General features: G+C 43.1%; 15 protein-coding genes. 2 read left to right on the top strand and 13 right to left on the bottom strand.

Annotated elements, in window-relative coordinates:
* Positions 1-467 precede the first annotated feature (467 nt).
* The 3 genes from IEV91_RS16405 to IEV91_RS21920 all read right to left on the bottom strand — a co-directional run bounded on the left by IEV91_RS16405 (position 468) and on the right by IEV91_RS21920 (position 4,058).
* Positions 468-1,907, bottom strand: coding sequence for an NAD-dependent succinate-semialdehyde dehydrogenase (locus IEV91_RS16405; protein ID WP_188498513.1), 1,440 nt, complete (start codon positions 1,905-1,907; stop codon positions 468-470).
* 86 nt (positions 1,908-1,993) lie between these two features.
* Positions 1,994-3,628, bottom strand: a complete 1,635-nt coding sequence (gene abc-f, locus IEV91_RS16400; protein WP_188498512.1) for a ribosomal protection-like ABC-F family protein — start codon at positions 3,626-3,628, stop codon at positions 1,994-1,996.
* Between the two features lie 304 nt (positions 3,629-3,932).
* Entirely contained in the window at positions 3,933-4,058 is a 126-nt protein-coding gene (locus IEV91_RS21920; RefSeq protein ID WP_268236406.1) for an RAxF-45 family protein, read from the bottom strand.
* Between the two features lie 150 nt (positions 4,059-4,208).
* On the opposite strand from IEV91_RS21920, the gene IEV91_RS16395 reads away from it, so the two are divergent.
* Positions 4,209-4,850: a hypothetical protein gene (locus tag IEV91_RS16395; protein ID WP_188498511.1), complete on the top strand. Its 642-nt coding sequence runs from the start codon at positions 4,209-4,211 to the stop codon at positions 4,848-4,850.
* 334 nt (positions 4,851-5,184) lie between these two features.
* On the opposite strand, the gene IEV91_RS16390 is transcribed toward IEV91_RS16395, so the two are convergent.
* From IEV91_RS16390 to IEV91_RS16350, 9 genes are all read right to left on the bottom strand, one after another.
* Positions 5,185-8,595: an AAA family ATPase gene (locus tag IEV91_RS16390; protein ID WP_188498510.1), complete on the bottom strand. Its 3,411-nt coding sequence runs from the start codon at positions 8,593-8,595 to the stop codon at positions 5,185-5,187.
* Positions 8,582-9,772, bottom strand: coding sequence for an exonuclease SbcCD subunit D (locus IEV91_RS16385; protein WP_188498509.1), 1,191 nt, complete (start codon positions 9,770-9,772; stop codon positions 8,582-8,584). Before IEV91_RS16385 ends, IEV91_RS16390 begins: the two co-directional genes overlap by 14 nt.
* A 155-nt stretch (positions 9,773-9,927) precedes the next feature.
* Entirely contained in the window at positions 9,928-13,635 is a 3,708-nt protein-coding gene (gene addA / locus IEV91_RS16380; RefSeq protein ID WP_188498508.1) for a helicase-exonuclease AddAB subunit AddA, read from the bottom strand.
* On the bottom strand, positions 13,632-17,159 hold the full coding sequence (gene addB / locus IEV91_RS16375) for a helicase-exonuclease AddAB subunit AddB (protein ID WP_188498507.1): 3,528 nt from the start codon (positions 17,157-17,159) through the stop codon (positions 13,632-13,634). Before addB ends, addA begins: the two co-directional genes overlap by 4 nt.
* A gap of 160 nt (positions 17,160-17,319) precedes the next feature.
* Complete coding sequence (locus tag IEV91_RS16370) at positions 17,320-18,147, bottom strand: sulfurtransferase (protein ID WP_188498506.1); 828 nt, start codon at positions 18,145-18,147, stop codon at positions 17,320-17,322.
* 25 nt (positions 18,148-18,172) lie between these two features.
* Complete coding sequence (locus IEV91_RS16365) at positions 18,173-18,967, bottom strand: GNAT family N-acetyltransferase (RefSeq protein WP_188498505.1); 795 nt, start codon at positions 18,965-18,967, stop codon at positions 18,173-18,175.
* Positions 18,968-19,844: 877 nt separating this feature from the next.
* Entirely contained in the window at positions 19,845-20,285 is a 441-nt protein-coding gene (locus IEV91_RS16360) for a peptidylprolyl isomerase (RefSeq protein WP_188498515.1), read from the bottom strand.
* 165 nt (positions 20,286-20,450) lie between these two features.
* Positions 20,451-20,906 carry a Dps family protein gene (locus IEV91_RS16355; protein WP_188498504.1) on the bottom strand — a complete coding sequence of 152 codons (456 nt, stop codon included), beginning with the start codon at positions 20,904-20,906 and terminating at the stop codon, positions 20,451-20,453.
* 81 nt (positions 20,907-20,987) lie between these two features.
* Entirely contained in the window at positions 20,988-22,406 is a 1,419-nt protein-coding gene (locus IEV91_RS16350) for a Na+/H+ antiporter NhaC family protein (protein ID WP_188498503.1), read from the bottom strand.
* A gap of 88 nt (positions 22,407-22,494) precedes the next feature.
* Here IEV91_RS16350 and IEV91_RS16345 point away from each other — a divergent pair, with 88 nt between their 5' ends.
* A complete protein-coding gene (locus IEV91_RS16345) occupies positions 22,495-23,829 on the top strand; it encodes a TrkH family potassium uptake protein (RefSeq protein ID WP_229745623.1) in 1,335 nt (444 codons plus the stop codon).
* Here the strand turns inward: IEV91_RS16345 and IEV91_RS16340 are convergent.
* Positions 23,815-24,465 carry a TVP38/TMEM64 family protein gene (locus IEV91_RS16340; RefSeq protein ID WP_188498502.1) on the bottom strand — a complete coding sequence of 217 codons (651 nt, stop codon included), beginning with the start codon at positions 24,463-24,465 and terminating at the stop codon, positions 23,815-23,817. The two genes, IEV91_RS16345 and IEV91_RS16340, sit on opposite strands and share 15 nt — an antisense overlap.
* Positions 24,466-24,583: the final 118 nt, after the last annotated feature.

The raw sequence follows: 24,583 nt of genomic DNA, 5'->3' as shown, positions 1-24,583 counted from the left end.
CGGAACAACTCGAAGTTTATTCGTGAAGTAACGCTGGCCCCGTTCCCGAAGGAGCCAGAGCGCCTTACGCTCCAATCTCCTTGTGTGCTGTCGATGCTTTTTTGATAGGAAAGATCTGGCGCCTTTGCTTTTTCTCTCAAGGTGATTTTAGCTTTGGTGCAACTTAAATCAGATCATCTTAACTAGCGAAGGAAATACACGTAGACTCAAAAAATCGAAAAAACACGATTTTTCTGCGAGGATTATTCTCCTAGTCGCCTTTCTTAGTCCTGCGGGAGCAGAGGCCTAGGTGAGACCCCTATCTCACCTCAAAGAACAAAAAGCGTTTTTCGGGGACCCCGGCATTTCGCGGAGCGCGAGGAGGCTTAACCTGAACCTCTCTAGATGACAGGGTGATAAAAAATAACCGTGACTCCAAAAACAGAATCACGGTTATTTTATTACTGACCTACGACTGGGCCGTAAGTTTATAAGCTTAATGAAATATACTTCGTCTCTAAATATTCCTCAATTCCCTCTTTACCGCCTTCACGGCCGAGACCACTTTGCTTGGTTCCGCCAAAGGGGGCTTGGGCTGTTGACGGAATGCCGTCATTCCAGCCAACAATACCATAATCTAGGCCTTCTGCAATTTTAGTGCCTCTGGAAACATCCTGAGTGTAAAAGTAAGCAGCAAGGCCATAAGGCGTGTCATTGGCTAAGCGTATAGCTTCCTCATCGGTTTCATATTTTTGAATCGGAGCAATCGGACCAAAGGTTTCAATATGCATCATTTCCATGTCTTCATTCATATTAGCTAAAAGGGTAGGGGCAAAGAAATAGGTCCCTTTCTGATCATCAGCTTGTCCCTCTCCACCAACAAGGCATTTTGCTCCTTTTTCAATAGCGTCTTTCACTTGTCTTTCGACTTTTTCATACCCATCCTTATCAATTAATGGACCAACTTCGACGTCGGAGTCAAATCCATTCCCATACTTGAGCTTTTTCACTTCAGCAGTCATTTTCTCAACAAAGGTATCATATATCCCTGCTTGGACATAAAGGCGATTAGCACAGACACAGGTTTGACCGCTGTTACGAAACTTACTAGCCATGATCATTTCTACTGCTTTATCGAGATCAGCATCATCGCAGACAATAACGGGAGCATGGCCTCCAAGCTCTAACGATATTTTTTTAATGTGCTCAGCGCTTTTTTTCATGAGGAGTCTGCCCACTTCGGTTGAACCGGTAAATGTGATTTTGCGGACTCTCATATCAGCCATAATCACATTTGTAAACGATTCTGGGTTACCACATACAACATTAACGACCCCTTTTGGTATCCCTGCTTGTTCGGCATACTCCATCAATTTTAACGCTGTTAGCGGGGTTTGTTCTGGAGGCTTGACAATAAAGGTACAGCCTGATGCTAAAGCCGGTGCCAGCTTACGTGTAATCATTGCTGCCGGAAAATTCCATGGTGTAATCGCAGCGACAACTCCTACAGGCTGCTTGATCACCTGAATACGATGATCCTCTCTTTTTCCAGGAACAATGCGCCCGTAGACACGCTTCCCTTCTTCAGCAAACCATTCAATGAATGAAGCAGCATAAGCGACCTCACCCAAAGATTCTTTTAATGGCTTTCCGTTTTCAAGGGTCATAATTTCAGCAAGTTCATCCTTATGCTTTAAGATGATGTTAAAATATTGACGAAGAATATCCGCTCGATCACTGGCTGTCATTTTCGACCACATAGGAAGGGCGCGGTGGGCAGCCTCAATCGCTTGTTTTGTTTCATCTTCACCGCCATTGGGGACACTTCCGATCACATTCCCTGTCGCAGGATCAGTGACCTCAATCTTCTCTAAAGCGTCGCCCACCCACTCACCATCTATATAATTCAATAAATTTAGTTTTTCCATATTGCTCTATGACCTCCTTCTTCCTTTTCACTATATCATTATATTTCCTCTATTGTCCTTTTCCTAAACCACAGTATGTTTCAATTTCAATTGTCACTCCGTTTTTCCTTCACATAATCGTAATTCCCTGGATAGCTGATCATCGTTTGATTGTCGAGATAATAAATCTTATGAAAACAATGATTCAAAAACCAACGGTCGTGAGAAACGGCCAAAACAGTACCATTAAAAGCGCTTAGAGCATCTTCCAGTGCCTCTCGGGCAGGAATATCTAAGTGATTGGTTGGTTCATCTAAAATCAAGAGATTAATATCTTGATGCATAAATTGCGCCAAGCGAAGTCGCATGCGCTCACCACCACTAAGATCTTGCACCTTCTTAAAAACATCGGCCCCGTAGAAAAGAAATTGAGCTAAAAGATGACGAGCTTCTGCTTCACTTACTGGCACATGCTCTCTAAAGGCCTCTATTAAGCGTTGATCTTGCCTACCTTCAAAGGTTTTTTGCGATAAATAGCCAATGTTTAGCTGAGTTCCCCTATTCATTCTCCCCTCAGTAGGTTGGAGTTCTCCAAGAATAAGTTTGAGAAGGGTGGATTTTCCGGCACCATTTGGGCCAATAATCGCTGCTCTTTCCTGATATCTTAGGTGAAGATTAACCCCCACAAAAAGAGGGGCTCGGTTGTCATAAGCAAAAGACAGATTCTCTAGCTTAATTACATCTTTTCCACTCCTCCCCTCAGCCTGGAAAGAAAGCGCCATTTTATCCTCCTCTAGTTGGGGACGATCAAGTTTTTCCATTTTTTCAAGGGCCTTTTCCATTGACTTCGCCTGGCGATGAAATTTAGCATTTGGTGGTTTCGCCCGATTTCCCCATTCTTTAAGGCGCTTAATGGTCGCTTTCATCTTCTTAATTTTCTTTTGCTGTTCTTCATAATGAGCAAACGCTAAAAGCAGTCGCTTCTCTCTTTCTACGATATAATCACTATAATTCCCATGATAAGGAAGGGCCTCTTCATCATCCAAATCGTAAATTTTTGTCACCACTTTGTCGAGAAATTGCCGATCGTGAGACGTCATCACTACGGTGTTTTCACTTTGAACGAGCCAGTCTTCTAGCCATTCAATGGCCTCCATGTCCAAATGGTTCGTCGGTTCATCAAGTAATAATAAATCTGGATTAGTAAGCAGGAGAGCAGCCAACCCTACTTTCGTTTGCTCTCCCCCACTCAGACGTTCAAAGGGGAGCTCAAGATGTCCGATAATACCTAAACCTTGTGCCACTTGATTTATTTTTGCCTCTATGAGATATCCCCCTTGTTCTTCGTAATGTTGTTGAAGTTCACCATAGTGCCCAATCACTTTATTGAGTCTCTCAGGATCTCCTTCTGTAGCCATTTGCTGTTCAAGTTTTTTCATTTCCACTTCCAATTCTAACAAGGGTTGGAAGGCCTTCTTTAGACATTCTGAAACCGTCCTTCCTTCTTCGAATTTTGGAATTTGCTCAAGATACCCTATTCTTGCTCCTCTTTTGATCGCTATGTTTCCTTGGTCACAGTTCTCTGTCCCGACAATCATTTTCATTAATGTTGTTTTCCCACACCCATTAGGGCCCACAAAAGCTAACCGCTCCCCTTCACGAATCTCTATCGATAAATCATTAAAAATCATCTGACCGGCTATATTCTTTTTCACGCGATTGACTGAGCATATCATCATCATTCACACTCTCCTTGATCATTGTGAAACCTTGGCATATAAGGCTTCACACGGTTCCAAATTCTGAAGTTATAAAAAAAGCCATAGAGACCCAATATCCCTATGACAAAAATAAATACTATAAAGTCATTTCAGTCTGAAGTGTCAATTCGTCACTACAGTTCGTAGGAAAAACGGGTCCTCCACCACGTCCTTATCACGGGAGATGACCCCTATTAATGCTAAGATTATTTTAAGACTAAAAAAAGAGCGTGATGCCACGCATCCGCTCCTTGCTTACCTATTTTTCAAGCTGTGGGATTTGCATCTATCCAATGGCGTATTCAGTTTTCCTAAAAAAGGGCAGACTTCCCCCTTGGATAGCAAAACGGAAAATAATTGCACAGCATTGATAAATATAAGAGACAAACTGCGCTAAACCATTGGATATCATAAACCCCACACCTCCTTACCGACCTATAGTTATCTGATATATTACATGAGTTTTATTGTTTTGGCAAGTTTTCCATTGCATAAAATAAGAATTTTTTGACTTGTTTTGACGAAAAGTATCCCCTATACTGTTCTTTAAGGAGGTGAAAACATGGCAAGTGAACAAAATGAAATATTAAATGAGTTGAAGAAAATGTCACATCAATTTACAGAACGTTTGGACCAAGTCGATCAAAAATTAAGTGACTTGGAGCACAAAAATGAGGTACAGTTTGCTTCTGTTGATCAGAGATTTAATCAAGTCGATCAAAAGTTTACTGACCTTGAACACAAGAATGAGGAACAATTTGCTTCTGTTGATCAGAGATTTAATCAAGTCGACCAAAAGTTTACTGACCTTGAACACAAGAATGAGGAACAGTTTGCATCTGTTGATCAGCATTTTAATCAAATGGATCAAAAGTTTACTGACCTTGAACACAAGAATGAGGAACAGTTTGCTTCTGTTGATCAGCATTTTAATCAAATGGATCATCAAATGACCTCTATGGATAATAAAATCACTGACTTACAAACCGATGTTAAAGATATTAAAAGCGATCTTAAGCATTATGCCACACTTATTATTGAAGATGTCAATCATATTCGTAAAGATGTTAATGAGGTTGGCAAGAAGCAAATTGAACAAGCAGCTGATATTGATCTTATCTGGGATGAAACAAAAACACAGCTAGATTCCATCAAAAATCATGAGCGCTATATTAATCAAATTCGTGAGCGTTTAAATCGATAATAAGGACGATCTCCACCCCCGGTTTAAGTCATAGCACTCTTTCTTCAGAATGTTCACCTCTGACTTCCAGACATCCATCTCTTTTCTTACCCGCTTTCCCGGGAAATATTAGCGAAATCTGTCTAAAATTCCATATTAGAAAACTTGGCTTATACTTCACCGCTTCGCTAAGCCCAGCCTGATGTTCGTGCTTTCGCACTCTCACACTAAGATTGTCGCCAGCCTTAATGTCGAATGCCAAAGTTGCACTTATAAGGTCTTCCTCAAAGTAATAAATTCCGACGTTATAAAAAAAGATTCGTCCTCTAATTTATAGGCCGAATCTTTTTTGTCATTACACCATATATTTAATTCTACTTCCGATGCCCGAAGGCTCTGAGGGTTCTACAAATATTTTTTTAGACAAGCGCTCCCGAAGTTCTGGAACATGGCTAATGACCCCAATTGACATGTTTTCGGTTTGCAGTTTTTCTAAGGCAGTAACTACAGTATCTAAAAGTTCTTGGTCTAACGTTCCGAATCCTTCATCTAAGAAGAAGAACTGTAAAGGCACTTCTCCACGTAATTGCACTTGCATGGAAAGGGATAACGCCAGTGCGAGTGAGGTCAAGAAAGTCTCCCCACCAGAGAGAGATGAGACTGGCCGGCGAATCCCACCATTGGCATCATCACGGATGATAAAGCCTCCTGAAGTATCCACTTCAATAGCATACCGTCCGTGTGTAAGGTGAGACAAACGGTCTGACGCCATTCGACTAATTTGAATAAGTTGTTCCTCTGCAATGTACTCAACAAAGGTATTCCCCCGAAAGACAACCTGTAATTTTTGCAAGCGACTATAGAGTTTTTCAAGCTCGTCTTTTTCCTTTTCTAAGACGGTAAAGCGCTCATGCTTTAATGTAATGGCTTGCCATTCTTTTTCAAAGGCGGCATGCTCTTTATAGCTTTGATCTCGTCGAACTTCCAAATCAGCTACCTTTGTTTGTAATGTCGTGACCATTTCCTCCGTGAATCTGACTTCACCAATTAAATGGCCCAATCTTTCTTTTTCTTTCTCAATATACTGATAGCGTTTGTCATATTCATTGATTTTTTCTTCTAACAACATCATCTCATGGTCCGGCAGATAAGCACTCTGAATAGCCAATATCGATTCAAAACCATGTTTTTTCATTTCCTGATGCAGCTGTTTTTCAGTTGTCTCTTGACGCTCCTGTGCTTGATGATAAAGGGCTCTTTGATTTGAATAATGTTTCTCACTTTCAAAGCGCTGCTGCTTTACTCTTTCTAAAGTCGCTTCTGAAAGTCTCGCCTTCTCTTTCAGCGTCTCCCATTCAGTTTCCAAAGCCTCCATCGCCACAAACGGATCAATCTCTCGATGCTTTAAAATCTCTGCCCTTTTTTCAACAAGTGTTGCTATGGACGCTCTTAAATCATGAAGGGTTGTCTTGATCTCAACCTGCTTTTGCTCTAAAAGCAAGGTCTCCTTTTCTAAAGTCTCAATGGTATGCTCTTCTTGATCAAGCACCTGTTGTAGCCGGTCAATGTCTTGTTGAACGACTTGAAGCTGCTCATCTTGTTTCTGAATGTCCACCTGAGCCTTTTCAATCGTTTCAAAATTCCACTCACTAAATTGCTGCTGCCAACGTGCATACTGTTCTTGCATGTTGGTTTTGAACGTTTTGACTTTTTCTTGATAAGTCTTTTTTTGCCCGATGATAAGTTCTTTTTCAGACGTAACTTTTGTGAGCACACTTGAAGCCGCTTTATACTCCTTGACCTGTTGCTGCACGCGTTCATCTCGGCTGATCACATCTTGGCGAATGCCCTTAAGCTCCTGATTGGTTCTTTTCATCCATTCTTTGAGCTCTTCTTGGCCCCAGTGACTTAATTGAAGAGGCTCCGCTTCCTTTACTGCTCTTATTCCAGGGACAAGACCTTCTTCAAGCGTTTCGATTTGTTGCACGCGATTTTCAAGGGCCACTTGTTGACTTCCCGTTGATTGCAGTGCTGATTGTACCCACTCCATACATTTTTTATAAAAATCTTTTAACCCTTCGAACGCTTCCAAAGATGGTCCAACTTCTGCAGGCTCATGAGAATGGGAATGATGGGTGGCACCGCAAACTGGACAGGGCATCCCCTCTGTAAGTTGTTTTCTAAGCTGTTCCGCCAGCGTTTTTTGATAAACTTGCTGATATTTCTTTTGCCGTTCCTCTTCCTGGACATCCAACCAGTCTTTCAAAATCCTCGATTGCGATACAATTTGTGAAAGCCGATGATAGATCTTTTCATAATGGGAAAAGCCTTGCTTTAATTGCTCTTTGACCTTCTCAAGGATAGTCATATTTCGATGATATTCCCCGGTAAGAGCCTCAAGCTTCTCCTCTGTTTGTTGCAAGTGCCCTTGCCAGTCTTTTAAAGCCTTCATCTCATTGACTATTTCTTGTTTTCCAGTTAATGCTTTTCTAACGGTTTCTCGATAGTCTGATGAAATGGAAAGAGATTGCCTTTCTTGCATTTTCTGCTGTAACCGTTTCTTCTTTTCTTTATAATCTACTTCCATTTGTTCTTGTTGCTTTCGACTTTCAATAATAGCCTTGCTCTGCTTCTCTTCTGATTGCCGCAACACAGCTTCCCGTTGCTGCTTTTCACTCAGCTCCTCTTGAAGCTGCCCGGCATGAAGAAAGGCCGCCTTTTCCTGTTCGTAGGTCGGCATCCGTTTGTCAATAGCTTCTTTTGCCTGTTGATACTGTTGAAGAGCCTTTACCTCTTGTGACTGTACGGCTTCATACTGCTGATGAAACTCTTTTAAACGTCGTTTCGCATCTTCTACTTTTTCTAAAGCTCCCTCATGTTCTTTAACATAGGGCATCACTTTAGATGCCAATTGCGCTTTTTTCACTTGATCCCGGTGCTGAGCGATTGTCTCTTGCTCATTCAATAAAAGCTTTTCTTGGCGCTCATATTCCTCTAACTCCTGCTGATTATGCCACTCCGTTTTGACCTTTTCGAGTCTCTCTTTATCCTTTTTCAGTTGGTCATTATAGGCTTTCGCCTGTTTTTCGGCTTGCTTATATTGTTCATAGCTGGCTTCTAGCGCTTCCTTAGAAGCATCACCGAGCCCATTTTGCTCTGCGGTAATGGCTTCCAGGCGACGCTCAACTGTCTGTGCCCGACCACGAATTTTTTCATTGAGTAAATCCCCATACTTTTCGAGATGAAACAGCCGTTGCAGCATCCGTCTGCGCTCAGCCCCCTTTAAGGAAAGAAAATCGGCAAACTTGCCTTGGGGAAGGACAACAGCCCGAGTAAAATCATCATGGGTTAAACCTAGGAGATTGCGAATCTCCTGAGTGACCTCCCGTTCTTTATCCGCTAATACTTCATGGCCATTTTCAGAGAGAAAATGAAGCCGACAGCTACCAATAGCCAGACCGTCTGTTTTGGTTCTTTTATAGACACGTTCAACCCGATAGCGCTTAGGCTGGCGTGTTCCAAGATCAAAAGTAAAGGAAACAGCGACTTCCTCTTCAGCATGATTGAGAATCCCTTGTGTATTCCCTGAGGCTCGTTCGACCTTCCCATATAAAGCAAGTGTCATCGCATCAAGCAAGCTTGATTTTCCACTTCCCGTCGGACCAAAGATACCAAAGACGCCACCATCGACTAGCCTTGTAAAATCAATTGTCTGTTTTTCTCTAAAACTATGAAGTCCTGCAACGGTCAATTCAATGGGTTTCATTGCCGTCTCCTCCTTCCTCTTCTGTCTCTTTAGCAATCTCTAAAAAGAGCTCGACTAAGGAGGACTCGGGCTCAGCGCCACCCGTCTGTTGACGATAGAAGCGGGCAAAAATGTCCTGAAGAGGGAGATCGGCTAAACGTTCTTGTTCGACGTCACTTTCATCTTGAAGATAACGCGGACGAATATGAACCAGGCCATCGTGTGCTTTTCTAAGTTGTTGAATATCCCGTAAGGAAAGTGCATCGGTCAAGCTTATCTCTAAATCTATCCAGGCGTTAGCATCTTTTCCGGCTTCAATCCACTGGTGGACCTCTTCCAGCCCATTTTCTGCCGTCCATCGCACTAAAGGCTTACCCGCCGAGAGGTAAATCTCTTTGATCTCCGTTGGCTGCCCAGGTGTCATATCCAGAATGGTCACCGACTTCGGCTGATGAGCTTCGGAAAAACTGTAAGCGAGCGGTGATCCGCTGTAACGTCCAGGTGTCTTGCCAAACTTGAGCTGTTGAGGACGATGAAGATGACCAAGCGCGACATAATCCGCCCCCACGTCTAGTGATGAAGGTGAGATCGTATAGGCACCTCCAATTTGGATCGGACGCTCTGAATCGGATTCTTTTCCTCCAGCAACAAATAAATGGCTCATGATAATATTGACCGTATCCTTTTTGAAGGCATGAGCATGGGATTTAAACAAGAAAGCAAGTCTCTGATCATACGCTTCTCGAATCTGTGTTTCTTCATTCATTTCACTCAGACATTCATTAAGTCTCGATTCAGAAGGATAAGGAATAGCACTGACGACTAACGCCTCATTACAGGTTGGCACCCTTATTATAGGCGGTTGTTGAATAGGGCGCCCAACTAAAATGATCCCCTGGGAAGACGCTATTGGGGAGGAGGCTTCCACACGTTCCGGACTGTCATGATTCCCTGAAATCACAATCACTGGCCGACGTCCTCCCTTTGAGAGCCGTTGAATCGTTTCATAAAACAACATTTCGGAAGCTGCTGGCGGATTCACTGAATCATAAACATCTCCTGCCATTAAGATGGCATCCACCTCTTCTTCATCGGCAATGGCAATAATTTCATCTAAAACAGCTTCTTGTTCCAAGTGACGCGAGCGCCCTTCTAACGTTCTTCCCAAATGCCAATCGGCAGTATGGAGTAATCGCATCCTATCGCATCCTTTCTAATCTAGAGTAAGTCAAATAAGAGGGTAAACAAGTGGGAGGTCATTGACTAAGAATGTTACATCAAGTAACAATGTTGAACTGATCTCCATTCCCTGTTTACCCTCAAGATAAAAAGCTCGCCCTCATGAAATGAACATTAGATCTCTAAAAAGAAGCCACCATCAAAAGCATAAAGACCGACACAATGCACCTTTTGTTTCCAAATCCGCTCAATCGCTATTCGGTAGAGTTCAAGTTGTTTGCGATAACGAGAAATAAGAGCTGCCTGTGCGTCCTCAGGGGTATGAAAACGCCCTTGAAGCTGATCGGTTTTATAATCGAGTAATGTCAACCCTTTTTCATTTTCGTAAAGACAATCAATAACCCCTTGCACAAGAAGTTTCTCTTCATTCCCCTGCCAATCCTTGTAAACCTCGGAGGTGTTTAAAGCGAGTGAAAATGAAAGTTCACGCACCACACGCGGGGCAGTTAAAATCTCTTGCCCCATTGTTGTTTCATAGAAATGATGTATCGCTTCCAGATCTAAGGCCGCCCCCTCTTCAGGTGTGAGCATTTCTTGTGTCACCATCCGAGAACACTCTTCTTGTAAATACGGCTCTGACATCGAGGGCAGTAGCCTTACGTGCTGCATAAATTTATGGACAGATGTCCCGCGTTCGGCCGCTGTCATACTTTCCTCTGTTAAAAAGCGCGGGCGTTCGCCAATAGGGCGACGGAATTGTTTGACCAGAATTTCATCAAAGCCTTCATTAAAACGCTCTTGTTGACGTTTGATCTCCGTCACTGTTTGTTTCGCCATACGTTCTGTTGCTTCTTGATGGGGATAGCGCCATGAGAGCTGTTCCGCGACAAGCCGATCCTTCTCCCCATTAACGTCAACTGGAAGACCGTGTCTGAGCTTCTCTTCCCGCTCCCTATTGTCCATCTCCTGCTGTTCAAAGGCAGGGACCACAGTTTCTCCGGCATGTAACGCAATAAACCATTCCGACGGATGCTCCTTGACCCCTTCATAAAAAGGCGTGAACTGCGCCGCTTCATGGAGGGTTATGGCGTGTCTATGCCGTGACACTGCTGGACCAATCCAATCCAAATATGTCTTAGCTTGTGACCTTGGAAAACTAGGCAGAAGCCAGGCCCGTTCCTCCGTTTGTGCACGCCATTTTTGAATGACTTTCTCACTCTCTTTTAACGTTCCGACCAAATAAAGTTTTTCGCGAGCCCGTGTTAACGCCACATATAAGATCCTGAGCTCTTCGGCCACAGTCTCCCCGGCCATTTTCCGCCGCAATGCCGCGTGTGGTAAAGTCGGCAATGTAAACCGTCTGACGGGATCAATATTTTTCGTACCAAAACCTAAGGACTTATGCAAAAGCGTCTTTGAATTGAGATCCCTAAAGTTAAAACGTTTATTAAGCCCTGCGACAAAGACAACCGGAAACTCTAAACCTTTACTTTTGTGAATGGTCATCACACGGACAACATCTTCTTGTTCACTCAGCGCTCGAGCTTCTCCAAGATCCCCACCACGATCCTGAAGCCTTTCAATAAATCTTAGAAATCGAAAAAGGCCACGGAATGAGGTCTGCTCATATTGTCTTGCTCGATCATAAAGCGCCCTTAAGTTCGCCTGGCGCTGTTCTCCACCAGATAGACCTGCAACATACTCGTAATAGCCTGTTTCACGGTACAATTGCCAAATCAGGTCCGCTAACGCTCCACTGCGCGCCCGTCCTCGCCATTTTTTTAGACGCGTAAGAAAATGCGTCAACTTTTCGGTTAATTCATCCTCAAAAGTGTTGACATACTCTTTTATCGCCTCGTAGTAAGGAACATCCTTTTTAACTATACGAATGCGCGCAAGCTCAGCACCACTCAGTTGAACAAGCGGTGAGCGTAAGACAGAGGCTAGGGGAATATCTTGATACGGATTATCGATCGTACGTAAAAGCGACATCATGACAGACACTTCAATCGCCTCAAAATAGCCTGTTGCTAGTTCCGCATAAGTGGGTATGCCTCTTTGCTTGAGCACATCCATTATCGTTGGCGCCCAGGATGCTGCTGAGCGCAGTAATATGACCACATCTCGATACTGAATAGGACGATTGACCTCAGTTTCTTTATCATAAACCTCCATACCCTCTGTAATCAGCTTTTGAATTTGATTGGCGATAAAGTGCCCTTCTAATTCTGCCGTTTGATACTCCTCTAACTCTTCATCCTCTAGTCCCGCTTTTTTATCATGGCGATCTATAAGGTGAAGCTCCGTGGCCAAGTTTGCTTCAGGATAATAACTGGCACCAAATTTCAGCTCCGCATTGGCATCATAATCAATTTCACCTACGGCTTCGTCCATTACTTGCTTAAAAATAAAATTGGTACCGTCTAGAATTTCCCGGCGACTACGGAAATTTTGGGAAAGATCAATGCGGTACCCCGTTGCGCCTGCTTTATTTTCATCTATAAACTGCTTATACTTCTCTAAAAATAATCCAGGCTCGGCAAGGCGAAAACGATAGATGCTTTGTTTGACATCCCCAACCATAAACGTGTTATTTCCACGGGCAATATGGCTAATGATCGTCTCTTGAACAAGATTGGTATCTTGATATTCGTCCACGAGCAGCTCTAAGAATTGGGCACGATATTGTTTGGCAATGTCTGATGAGACTTCTTGACCAGGCTGTGCCTCAGGAGACCGCAAAATGTGTAAGGTAAAATGCTCTAAGTCATCAAAGTCGACCAAGGCCTTTTCTTTTTTTAATGCTCTATACCGCTCAGAAAAATCCTTCACGAGGTGCACAAGTAGAGCCACATAAGGGGCCATATCATGAAGATCTTCAAGATAGGCTTCCGGTGGTTTAGAAAACAACTCTTCTTGAAGCTGTGTCAATTTTTTCTTAACATCATCTCGCAAGCCCTTTGTGCGTTCTTTAAGATTTTCGTCGATATCATCACCACGGCACGGTTTCAATTTGCTGAAAGCAAGTGTAGAAAATGCCTGATACAGTGCCTCCCATGGCCCCTGTGTGACTTCAGCCATTTTCTCTAGCAATTCTCGATCTTTTTGTAGGGTTTCAATATAAGGATAGGGTCCCCCTGGCTCAGAAGCGAGATTTTCAGCCGTATCAAGAATTTTTAATAACCCAACGATGGTTTCTTGAATCGATCCTTTGAGGTCTGGTGTCCATGGGAGATCATCAACCGTTGTGCCCTCATCAACGTGATAAGCCGCAGCCATCTCATCTAACCATGCTTCTGGCCAAGGATGACTCCTTGAAAAATCATATAACTTCTGCACAAGCTGAATCAGTTCTGTATCACTCCGATCATTTGAATAGCGATCGACTAGCTCATAAAAAAGATCAGAGTCCTGTGCCCCATAATAGTCTTCAAATAAGCCTTCCAGAACATCTTCACGGATCAGCTCCATCTCTGCTTGATCCCCTATGCGAAAGGCAGGATCGATATCTAATTGATAATAATATTTGCGAACAACAGATAAACAAAAAGAGTGGGAGGTTGTAATTTGTGCCTTATTAAGCAAAGTTAATTGATTGCGTAATCTTAAATCCCCCGGTTTTTTCGCCAGCTCCTTTTCAAGGGCTTGTCCAATTCGCACGCGCATCTCTGCCGCCGCAGCATTGGTAAAAGTCACGATCAGCAAGCGATCAACATCTACAGGATCATTGGGATCAGTAATTTTGCGAATAATGCGTTCGACCAGAACCGCTGTTTTTCCAGACCCTGCCGCGGCTGCAACCAACATATCTTGACCCTTTTCTGCAATGGCTCGCCACTGGTCATCTGTCCATCGGCTATTTTCTGGTTTAACAAGTGTCATTCTGAACCCTCTCCCTTCTTCTCTTCGACATCCTGACTATTCAAGCTTTCCTTTAAGTTAACCAACACTTCAGCGTCCGCTGACTTTTTTAACATGCGATAAGCATTCTCTGGTCGTGATAAATCAAATTGGCATAACGATTTAAACGAGCAATACGTACAAGGGGTCCGATCCTTGAGTTTGTACGGTGAAATCCCGATATTGCCTTCCGTAATCTCTGTCCCTACTTTTTGCATCATCCCCCGCACATACTGACGAAGCACATCGAAGTCTTCATCAGCAGCAATTGAGGATTGTTTCGTAAACGAGCCATCCTTTTTAAAAGCAACTGGAATGATATCTGAGCGCTTTGATTCCAATCCTTCGTCCATCAACCTGAGCGCTTCCTCATCCTCTATGAGCAGACCCTTCATCTTAAATTCCTTAAATAATCGACTCTCAAGGGCCTCTTCCTCAGGCTTGTCTTTTTCATTCAACATCGGATTATGGACGTGGAAATAAAGAACACCTGCAGGGTCCGCCTCTTCACCTAGCCATGTTTTAGAGTGGGTAATAACGACATCGAGATAGGCTAGCATTTGTAAAGCAATCCCGTAGTACACATCAGTCATACTTAAATCTTTTGCACTTGATTTATAATCAATAATCCTCAGCAAGAGCCCTTTACTCGTCACGCCTTTATCCACCCGGTCAATACGTCCAACGATCTGCATTGTACTGCCGTTAGGTAATTTGAAATCCAATGGTGGCAGGGGCTGATTAGGACCAAAAGGTAATTCAATGCCGACAGGGGAAAACCCACTTGCCTTCGCATGGCGGTTCATTGCCAGCGCAGCACGAACAACGACATCACGCATTTTTCTTTTTAAATAAAAATAGCGAGAGGAGCTGAGCAGAATTTCACGTTGCAATCGTGGGGCCAATCTTTCCACCATGTCAAAAGCAAGGGACTCGCATTCTAATCGTGAAAGCTCGGACCATTGCTTATTCTGCTGAAGTAACTCTTCCGTCATCTGTTTTAATGCCGCATGAAAAAGTTGTCCAATATCAGGGGCTTCCAATTTATAAATCTCTCTGTCTTTTAATCGTAAACCATAATTGGCAAATTGCGCGAAAGGACAGGAGTTAAAGAGCTCCATCCGTGAGACACTGGCTTGAATGTCCTTACCATATAAGTCCTGCGAGGTTTCTTTCGGTAACCTCTCTTCCTTATTCACATAAAATCGACTGCTCAAGACTTGTTGCGTTGATTGTCGCCACTGCTCTGATTGAATCAACCAATTGTAAGTCGACCACCAAAGATCCGCTACGGGGTAGCCTTTTTGCCAGCGACGTATTTGCCCGGCAACATGGCCTAGTGTCCTTGAAGAAGCCACAATAAATTTCTCTTGTTCACTCGTCTCTGTTTCATAGGGGTCACCAGAAATAAACTCGGGTTCTAGTTGTGTAAAGTAACGGGACATTCGTGACACCAAGGAGGACGGCATGAGGCTTTGTCCGTCTTCTCCAGCCAATGGATAAAAAAGATAAAGCTTCTCACTTGGACTCGTTAACGCCCGATAGATCAAAAACTCTTCATGCAACAGTTGCTCTCGACCGTTCGGACTTAGCTCCAAAGCTTGTTCTCCTAATGTCTCCCGCTCTTCATCCGAAAATATGCTGTCCTCTACCGGTTTCGCTGGGAGAATGCCTTCATTTACCCCTAAGATAAAGGCGGCCTTTATCTCATTTGTACGGGAACGATCAATAGCCCCAATCAAGATCTGATCCAGTGCTGGAGGAACAAGGGCAAAGCGGAGGGCTTCAAGCCCCGATCCTAAGACCTCTGCAAAAGCCTCCAATGAAAGCACATCGTCTCCTGCTACCTCCACTAATTGATCTAAACAATCCAAGACCGCTTTCCACACTTGATCATGCTCTCGCGCCTCATCCAAACGTCCTTCTTCCTCAGCAAGATTGCGCATGCTCTCAATTTTCGCCGGAACGTCAAGCGCCTCAAGAAACTGATACAATTCTGTACACTTCGCTCTTACAGTCTTCGCTTGCTTTATTTTGCGCTCGAAGGTTAATAAAGGATCAGCTAGCAGCCAGCGCCAATGGTTAAGGTCGTCTTGCAATGCCTTTTCTTTAGCCGTTTGTGGGACATCCTTTTCCTCGAGCCCCCGATACTGCCTGTAAATCCAAGGCGCTTTATTTTTCCAGTGAGGACCATGGATGCCAAAGGCCAGAACATGATTTTCAAGACGATCAACAGCTTCAGTTAATACCTCTGAGCTATAGTCGCTTGGATACAATAATTCTGTTTTAAGGGCTCTAAATACCGCTTCATAACGCCAATTTTGCAACACAGTATCAAGAGCAGAACGCATCAATTCAATCAAAGGGTGATGGTGCATCGTCCGCTTTTGATCAATAAACACAGGCAGATGATAATCAGTAAAAATTGTTTCAATATGATCCCGATAACTTGAGAGGTCGCGAACTAAAACTGATATATCTTGGTATCTATACCCTTTGTCTCGAACAAGATGAAGCACTTCACGGGCCACCGCTTCGATTTCCTCACGACGATTGACCGCTTCAATAAGTTGAATTGAACCATCATTTGCCGTTTGTAAAAAGGGACGTTTTTCGAATGTCGATTCCAAATGTGCAAGGCTCTTAGCTTTAAAACGCCCCACTGTTTTTAATTCTTCAGGCCGTTCAATATCAACCTCGGCCTCACGGGCAAGCGTAAGAAGGCGTCCACAGGTTGCGGCTGTCGCTCGAAATAACGTCAAATCATAGGGAACGGGTTCTTCATATACCTTATCCAAAGTGAGCGTCACCGTGACGCGCCTCGCTTGTTGCATCAAAGCAGACAACAAACCTTGTTCCTGAGGAGTAAACCGCTCAAAGCCGTCTATCCAAACCTCAGCTGTCTGCAGCGCCTCCCACTTCGGGAGTTGCTCCGTTGCCAGCGTTAAATAATCGTCACTATCGACATATTTATCTAGCAGAGCCTGATCCAAAGCATTATAAATCAATTGCAAATCATGCAATTTATCAACAAGTAAAGTCTCATTTCCTTGAGTCTCTTCGTTTAAATGCTCCCATTTCTCTTTAAGATCTTCTGAAGACAGACTGTAGCGCTTGAACTCACTGATCGTTTGCTGGAGAATCTCATAAAAACCTTGTTGCCCCGCTGCCTTTTGAAATACCTTTAGGTCATTTTTATGAGTTGTAATAATCTTTCTTAAAAGCATTGTGATGCCCACACTATTTAAATGGAGCCGAGAAGCACCACCCACGTTTTCCAATATTCTTAAGGCAAGACGTGAAAAACTATACACATCCAGTCGTGTCATGCCTTCGAGACCCGGAAGCTTAGCAAAGGCATACTCCGTATGGAAGGTCATTTGATCCGGCACAATATAAAGGAGTGGCGAACCATCAGGTGCCTCGCGTAGCCGTTCTTCAATTTCTGTAAAGCAACGTAAAGTTTTCCCTGTCCCTGCTCGACCAATGATTAATCGAAACGACATGACATCACACTCCGTACATAAGATTTCTCTGATTCTATTATCTCATGGCAGTTATAGAGAGACAAGAAAGGTTCATAGGATTTGTAGGAAAGTTTAGGAAGAGATGAGGGGGGACCTATACGATGTCCCCTTATGAAGACTATGATTGACAAAAAGAAGCTTACGAAGAAGGGGTGGTTTCAATGGGATTGTTGTTATAACTTATCCAATCACTCCAGCTTCCAGGATAGAGTTTTACATTTTGCAAGCCCGCACGTGTCATCGCTAATATATTTGCACAAGCGGTCACACCCGACCCACAATAGACAGTCACTGAGTCGGCTTGCTTTAATGCATGAAAACGGTCAGCGAGTGCTGAAGGCGATAACCATTTGTTTTGACGTACATTATCACCCCAGAAGAAATTCCTTGCTCCAGGAATATGTCCTGCTTTAGGATCCATTGTCTCATTTTCACCTCGATAACGATCAGGTGCTCTTGAATCAATTAATGGCTCAATGCCCCTCTTCTTCACATCGACCATCGTACGGATCATTTCTTGATCAGGTACAGCCACAAACAGGTTCGTTTTTGCTTCTGGCACGGCTTCTGTCGTTGGATAACCTTTTTCAACCCAAGCACTATAACCTTCATCGAGAACAGCCACTTGGTCGTGACCATAATAACGGAGAAGCCACCATAACCGCGGAGCATACTGTCCACCTTGATCATCGTAAACAATTACTTTTTTTGTTTCATCAATGCCAGCGACGCCCAATTTAAGGGCTAATTCTTGAGGATCAGGTAATGGATGACGCCCACCATGCTGGGCCACCTCACCAGACAAGTCCTTCTCTAAATCAAAATAATAGGCGCCTGGGATATGGGCTTTGATATAGGCATCACGACCTTCTGAGGGGTCTGCAAGATTAAAACGGGTATCAATAATAACAAGATCTTCATCCTTCAGATGTTCATAAAGCCACTTCAACTCTACAACAGATTCCATTTAACATCCTCCTCTATTCGCCTATCTATCCTAAATAATACAGTCCCCATGTTCCAATGTCGACAAAACCGAGTCGCTTGTAAATTTTCCCCGCCTCTGGATTATCGTAAAATAGACAAAGAGTTTTATTTTCATCTAAAAGTGTTTGTGTGAGTGTCGTTAAACATGCCGTTGCATAGCCCTTTTTCTTATATGCTTCTGCTGTACACACCCCAACAATCATGGCGGCATAGCGATTCTCTGCTGTCGTTGAACTCGATGAAACCATGTGTCCATCTTCTTCTATGTAAAAGGTTCGTGCAACTCCCGTTTGCATAGAACGAATGAGACTTTCTCGATTACGCTGAGACTCTGAAAATTCAGGAATACTCTCATGAAGCGCGATAATGCGATCAACATCGCCAAGGGTGGCTTCTTGAACTGCGGGAGCCTTTAACTGAATATCTAGCTGATTATTATTCTCGCATTTGGCATAATAGAATGTTCGCTTTTTCCGTATAGCACCTTCGAGCCCTGCTACCACTGCTTCAGCAATAGATGTCAGACCGGAAACCATCGTCGCCTTACTGTCTTTAAGAATGATGTCAGTAAATCCTTCTACATCAAATGCCCCTGGTGCATAGGGAATATAGTTTTGATTGTAACGCAGTAAGACCCCTCGCAGTTTTCCTGATTCATCAAAGTCCCCCCAAACCTCTTGGAAAGCTTGATCAAATCCATAAGCTTCTATATCGCCAATAATAAACAAGTTTTCAGCCGGCAGTACAGACACAAACTCAAGACATGCCTCTCGATCGGCTTCTGATAATTTACGGATCACTTTCTCACCTCTCCCCCTTTTATAAATTTCAGAAAATCATACCAAAAGGAGCCTAGAGAGGCAATAGTTATTTTAATTTTTACCCCAATCCATGCCATTGACCTTTGGCTCACCCTTATTAAGAAACTCCACTTGAATGCTTATGCATCACTAAAATGGATTATACTTTCCAGTAAAGCTTCTTTAGGCGATGAAATAAATTCCGGCGTAACTGTTAAGAGGTGATTACTACCCAAGCTTATAGTGGATTTCCGCTCCAGGTCGCTCGCTTTCCTCATGCCCACACGATGTGGGTAGGGTCGGCGTTGTCACAGGACGTGACGCTTTTAGCCGGTCGTCCTTAGTGGCCTCAGCTCACTTGGGAATGGATGATTGGTTCCCAACAAAGTGGATCTTCGGACTCGTGCTGTTCCCGCAGGAGTCTCGCGCCCTGCGCTTCAATCCACTTGATTGCTGTTGATGATTCTTTTGTGCGCACGCAACGCTCTTTTGTTAGTTTTACCTTTGTTTCGTGCGCCTTTTGGAAGTTGAAATCTCCTTTTGTTAGCCTGCGACCTCTTATGTACATGAACAGCACTCTTTTATTAGTTTCCCCTTGATTCGTGCGTCATTTATGCGTTGAGGCTGGCTTTTGTTAGTGTAGAGCCTCTTTAGTGCGGCCGCAGCACTCTTTTGTTCGTTCCCCGTGTATGTGTCCCAACCCGTTCGTCGCAATCTCTATCAATTGCAACTCACGTTCCGAATTGAGCCTTAAGAAAAACCTCCACAGTGCCTTTAACCGGGGTAAGTTTTTTTACCTACTCCTTTTTCTATAGAGTCAGCTTAAAGTAAAAAAACTCGCCCATAAATAAATGAGCGAGCTTTTTTGCTTATAAAATTAGTCTTCGTCCCAGACTTTAACTTCGGTCATGACATCGCCGTTTTTCATGTTACGTGCGGTTTCAAGACCTTCAGTCACCTTACCAAAAACGGTATGTACTCCGTTTAAATGCGGTTGTGGCTCGTGAACGATAAAGAATTGGCTACCACCCGTATCTTTACCCGCATGGGCCATGGACAAGGAGCCGGCTTCATGTTTATGAGGATTGCCCTCTGTTTCACACTTAATCGTGTAGCCAGGACCTCCTGCCCCAGTTCCAGTAGGATCGCCACCTTGGCTCACAAAGCCTGGGATGACACGGTGGAAAGTGACTCCATTATAAAAACCTGAGTTTGCGAGTTTTTCAAAGTTTGCTACAGTACCCGGTGCTTCCTCAGGGAAAAAGTCGATTTTTATTTCTTCGCCATTTTCCATTTTAATTAAGCCTTTTTTCACAATGACTACCTCCAAAAAATTTTCTTAACTTCTCGCTTTATTGTACACGACCAAAGCCAAAAGACCAAATCTCAGGGGAAAGAGATTTGGTCAACATCCTCAAAAAGCCTTCTCCAGAAAAACTTTTCGATATTTAAACAAGGACCAGCAGCACCCCTTGTCTATTTTTTATTCATAAGCTAAAAAGGAGCGCAACATCCACACATGTTTTTCAAACTTGGCCAGTAATTGGATTAGAAAATCGACTGTAGTCTCATCTTCTAACTCTTTAGCAAGCGGCAATCCTGTTTCCTTGATTTCTTTGATCAGCTGGTTATAGTCTTCATGGAGCTGCGACATAATCTCGGATTCCTTGTCATCGGCTTGTGCTTCTTTTAACGTGCATTCCTCTAAGTATTTTGACATTGTTGCAAGAGGTTTGCCACCAATGGCGAGCACTCTTTCCGCGATAGCGTCTAAGTCTGTTGCAAATTCTTTATATAAATCCTCAAAAAGCGCATGGAGTCCGAAGAAATGATGCCCCTGAACAAACCAATGATAACGATGAAGCTTCACGTACATCACATTGAAGTTAGACAGCTCTTGATTTAAGAAATTAATTAATTTTTGATTTCCATTGGACATGGTCAAAACCCTCCTTTTTTAAAACACCTGTCCTACTTACTCTAATTTTTCCCGAAAGCGCCCCTGAGCAAACATGAACATTTACATCACAAATGCAGTGATCACATAACCTATTGTTGCGATACCAGCGGCGATCAGACCGGATTTTAGTTTAAAACGTGCATATGAAACAGCTTTTAAGTCGAGTACCCCGGCCATCGTATTCGTATCGTCACTGAGCGGCGAAGAAAAAGTGCCAAAAACACCACTAGCAAAAACCGCTCCAATGACTATCGCTAAATCAGCCCCCGAGGAATGAGCCATTGCCACACCAAGTGGCATGAGAATCCCCCATGTTCCCCAGGAAGAGCCAATAAAATATGAAACAACCGCTCCAATGATAAAGAGTACGGGTGGAATGATTGAGGATGGAATCCAATTGACATGGCTCGTGACAAAATCGGAAAATCCTAATTTGTTAGTCACAAGGGTCAATCCCCATACCACACTGAGTAAAACGACGACATTCATTAGATTATTTCCACCATTAATAAACTCGGTCATCAATTTATCAAGTGTAAACCTTTGAAAGAGATAAAAAATGAAAGCGACAATGGTGGTAATAATTAAGGCTACAAGCATAGCATTCAAAACATCCGCTTTAATAAATGCTTGGAAAAAACCTGTGGAACCATTTTTCACCCCGCTGACATAGGTCAGCACTAGGGTCAGCACAATATCTAATACTAAAGGGACAATGAGATTAATGGCTCTCGCTGGTAATTCTTTAGCAACCACCGGATGACAATCCTCCCAGCCCTTGGCCTGTGCCTGTTTATCATTTTCAGGTGACTTCGATTTCTCCACTTTCTTTTTATCTTTGTGAAAAAAGCTAAGATAGATGCCCACTAAAATAATGGCAAACGAGAAAAAGTTAAAAGGAATACTGTGGATAAAAAGCTCATAAGGATCGCCAGCAATGTTTTCATTTTGCAAAGAGACATCAATGACCGAGGTCATATAACCAACAAACGCCGTTGCGACTGGAATGAGGGCAATTAACGCCGTCCCTGTTGTTTCAATTACATAGCCCAGTTCCTCACCAGACATCTTGATTTTCTTTAGTAAAGCTCGCATAATCGGCCCAACCGTCACGATTCGAAACGTCGGTGAACTAAAGGTCCCTATCGTTGATGCCCAAATGAGGAATAACGCTTGCCTTTTTGATTGGACATGCTCTGCAGACCATTTCACAAAGCCCTTGATGCCCCCAGAAACTTTCATAATTCCAACCAAGCCTGTAAAGATATAAAGGAACAAGATAATCTCAATGTTGCTTTTATCAATAAGGGCTTGCACGACGAAGGAAACAGCAGACTGAATCCCTCCAACAAGATGGGGTTTATAAATATATGATCCGACAATTAACCCCAAAGTCAAAGCGGGCAAGACTTTTTTAGTGAAAATCGCTACAGGAATAACCACTAAAAAAGGAATGATCGAAAGCCAATCTCCTCCCATTTCTATCACAATCCTTTAACAAATGTTCTAGACATAGCTTGTGGAAATGTGGGGAAAATATGCTTAAGATTTTAAGGAGGGCCCCTGAGTGTTACAACCCATCAAGAAAAAACGTTCATTTAATCCAGCTCAAATTTTAGCTTTAATCTATCTAGGGATTATTACAATGGGGATGTTGCTTTTAAAGCTCCCTTGGGCAACACATGAGCCTATTAGTTGGTTGACCGCTCTCTTTACTTCCACTTCAACAACCACCGTAACAGGGCTATTTACAATCAATAATGTGACAACCTTCACGGCTTTTGGGGACTTTATTATTCTCATATTGATTCAGTTAGGCGGACTAGGTGTTATGACGTTTGCCTCACTCATGCTTCTATTAATGGAGAAAACCATTACTATCAAGCAACGTTTAATGATCCAAGAAGCTTTGAATCAAAGCTCTCTCGGAGGAATCATGAAATTGGCCCGCCGACTCTTCTTTTTTTCTATGTTCTTTGAGGTTTTTTTTGCTTGTATTCTTGGGGTTCATCTCATCCCCAGATTAGGCGTAATGAAGGGCTTAGGATATGCCATTTTTCACTCAGTCTCAGCCTTTAATAATTCTGGCATTTCACTTTGGTCAGATTCCTTAATGGGTTTTGTTGGAGATCCGATTATGAATGTTGCGATTTCTTTACTCTTTATGCTTGGGGGCATTGGATTTAGCGTCATGAATGATGTTTGGGATAAAAAGAAATGGCGCGAGCTTAATCTTCATACAAAAGTCATGTTAACAGGAACGCTTATCGTAAACTGCATCGCCATTCTTCTTTTTCTCGCTCTGGAATATGATAATGTCCACACCTTAGGGCAATTATCAATACATGACCGGTTGTGGGCCGGCTATTTTCAAGGTGTCGTTCCTCGTACTGCTGGCTTTAATACGATTGATATCACACAATTAAGACCCGAAACCCAATTTTTATTGATGGCGTTAATGTTTATTGGCGCCGGTTCAGTCTCCACAGGAGGTGGGATTAAACTTTCCACCTTTTTATGTCTTGTCATGATGATCATATCTTATATACGCAAACAAAAAGAACCAACCATCATGCGGCGGTCCATCAGTGTATCCGATATTTTTAAGGCTCTTACCATCAGCCTTATTTCCATGGGCGTTATTCTTGTGGCTATTTTTATTTTGTTAATCACAGAAGGTCATGCGTTTGACTTCTTACAAATCGCCTTTGAAGCTGTATCAAGTTTTAGTACAACAGGTCTTTCCAATGGCATTACCCCACATTTGAGTGTCGTGGGACAATGCGTTATTATGTGTCTCATGATCTTCGGGAAGCTCGGTCCATTGACGATTGTCTTTTCTGTGGCCTCGCGTTCAAATGACCTGATTCGCTATCCTAATGGAAAATTATTTATTGGATAATTCTCTTTCTTTCTTATCCAAATCGGGATGCTTATTGTACATCCGTCTTTCTAGCCATTTGCCAATAAACCAGAAAATAACCATTCCAATGGCCACAGGAATTAGTTGCAAGGGATTGGCCACCATATCGCGCCAGTCCGCGCCAATAAAGGTCACAACACCAATCATGACGGCCTTGCCTAACATGATCGAGAGGAAAAAAGAATAGGGATTCATTTCCGAAAGCCCTGCGACAACGTTTATTAACGAAGAAGGCGTGAAAGGGATGGAAGAAACGAAAAAGACAGGTCCAAAGCCCCTACGATCGACCCATTCCAGCATCCGCTCGATCTTCTTGCTTCTTTCTAAAAATGTTCTTAAGCGTTTGTGCGCCAACCAGCGAATAAACATAAAGACGACAAAAGAACCAATCACTGTTCCAGACCAAGAAAGCAGAAAACCGATAAAAAACCCATACGCAGCAGCATTCGCTAAAACAAAAGCGACGAGTGGTAAAGGAGGAAAAATCGCCTCTAATGCCGGTAACAAGACTCCAAGAAAAAGCCCCAAGCCCTGATAGCCTTGAAGAAGCTCCTCCACATTTTGAAGATTGACATTCGTCTGTATCCATTGTTCAATGTCATAAAATAGATTCATACGTTCGGCGGCTCCTTTGTGACGGATCCTATGTATTGTAGTCATTATAGCATAAAGTGAACCTTCGCTCAGTGCATTTTTCCTTTTCTAACAAAGAGGAAGACGAGCAGCCTAGAAT

The organism is Pullulanibacillus pueri (genome assembly GCF_014639255.1).
In the GTDB taxonomy this organism is placed as follows: domain Bacteria; phylum Bacillota; class Bacilli; order Bacillales; family Sporolactobacillaceae; genus Pullulanibacillus; species Pullulanibacillus pueri.
This window is presented reverse-complemented; position numbering and strand designations above follow the sequence as displayed.

Excerpts from the sequence above, each read along its gene's own strand:
- IEV91_RS16390 (WP_188498510.1), bottom strand. The coding sequence starts at position 8,595 with ATGAAACCCATTGAATTGACCGTTGCAGGACTTCATAGTTTTAGAGAA.
- IEV91_RS16340 (WP_188498502.1), bottom strand. The coding sequence starts at position 24,465 with ATGAATCTATTTTATGACATTGAACAATGGATACAGACGAATGTCAAT.
- IEV91_RS16350 (WP_188498503.1), bottom strand. The coding sequence starts at position 22,406 with ATGGGAGGAGATTGGCTTTCGATCATTCCTTTTTTAGTGGTTATTCCT.
- IEV91_RS16385 (WP_188498509.1), bottom strand. The coding sequence starts at position 9,772 with ATGCGATTACTCCATACTGCCGATTGGCATTTGGGAAGAACGTTAGAA.
- IEV91_RS16395 (WP_188498511.1), top strand. The coding sequence starts at position 4,209 with ATGGCAAGTGAACAAAATGAAATATTAAATGAGTTGAAGAAAATGTCA.
- addB (WP_188498507.1), bottom strand. The coding sequence starts at position 17,159 with ATGTCGTTTCGATTAATCATTGGTCGAGCAGGGACAGGGAAAACTTTA.
- IEV91_RS16370 (WP_188498506.1), bottom strand. The coding sequence starts at position 18,147 with ATGGAATCTGTTGTAGAGTTGAAGTGGCTTTATGAACATCTGAAGGAT.
- abc-f (WP_188498512.1), bottom strand. The coding sequence starts at position 3,628 with ATGATGATGATATGCTCAGTCAATCGCGTGAAAAAGAATATAGCCGGT.
- addA (WP_188498508.1), bottom strand. The coding sequence starts at position 13,635 with ATGACACTTGTTAAACCAGAAAATAGCCGATGGACAGATGACCAGTGG.
- IEV91_RS21920 (WP_268236406.1), bottom strand. The coding sequence starts at position 4,058 with ATGATATCCAATGGTTTAGCGCAGTTTGTCTCTTATATTTATCAATGC.
- IEV91_RS16355 (WP_188498504.1), bottom strand. The coding sequence starts at position 20,906 with ATGTCCAATGGAAATCAAAAATTAATTAATTTCTTAAATCAAGAGCTG.
- IEV91_RS16405 (WP_188498513.1), bottom strand. The coding sequence starts at position 1,907 with ATGGAAAAACTAAATTTATTGAATTATATAGATGGTGAGTGGGTGGGC.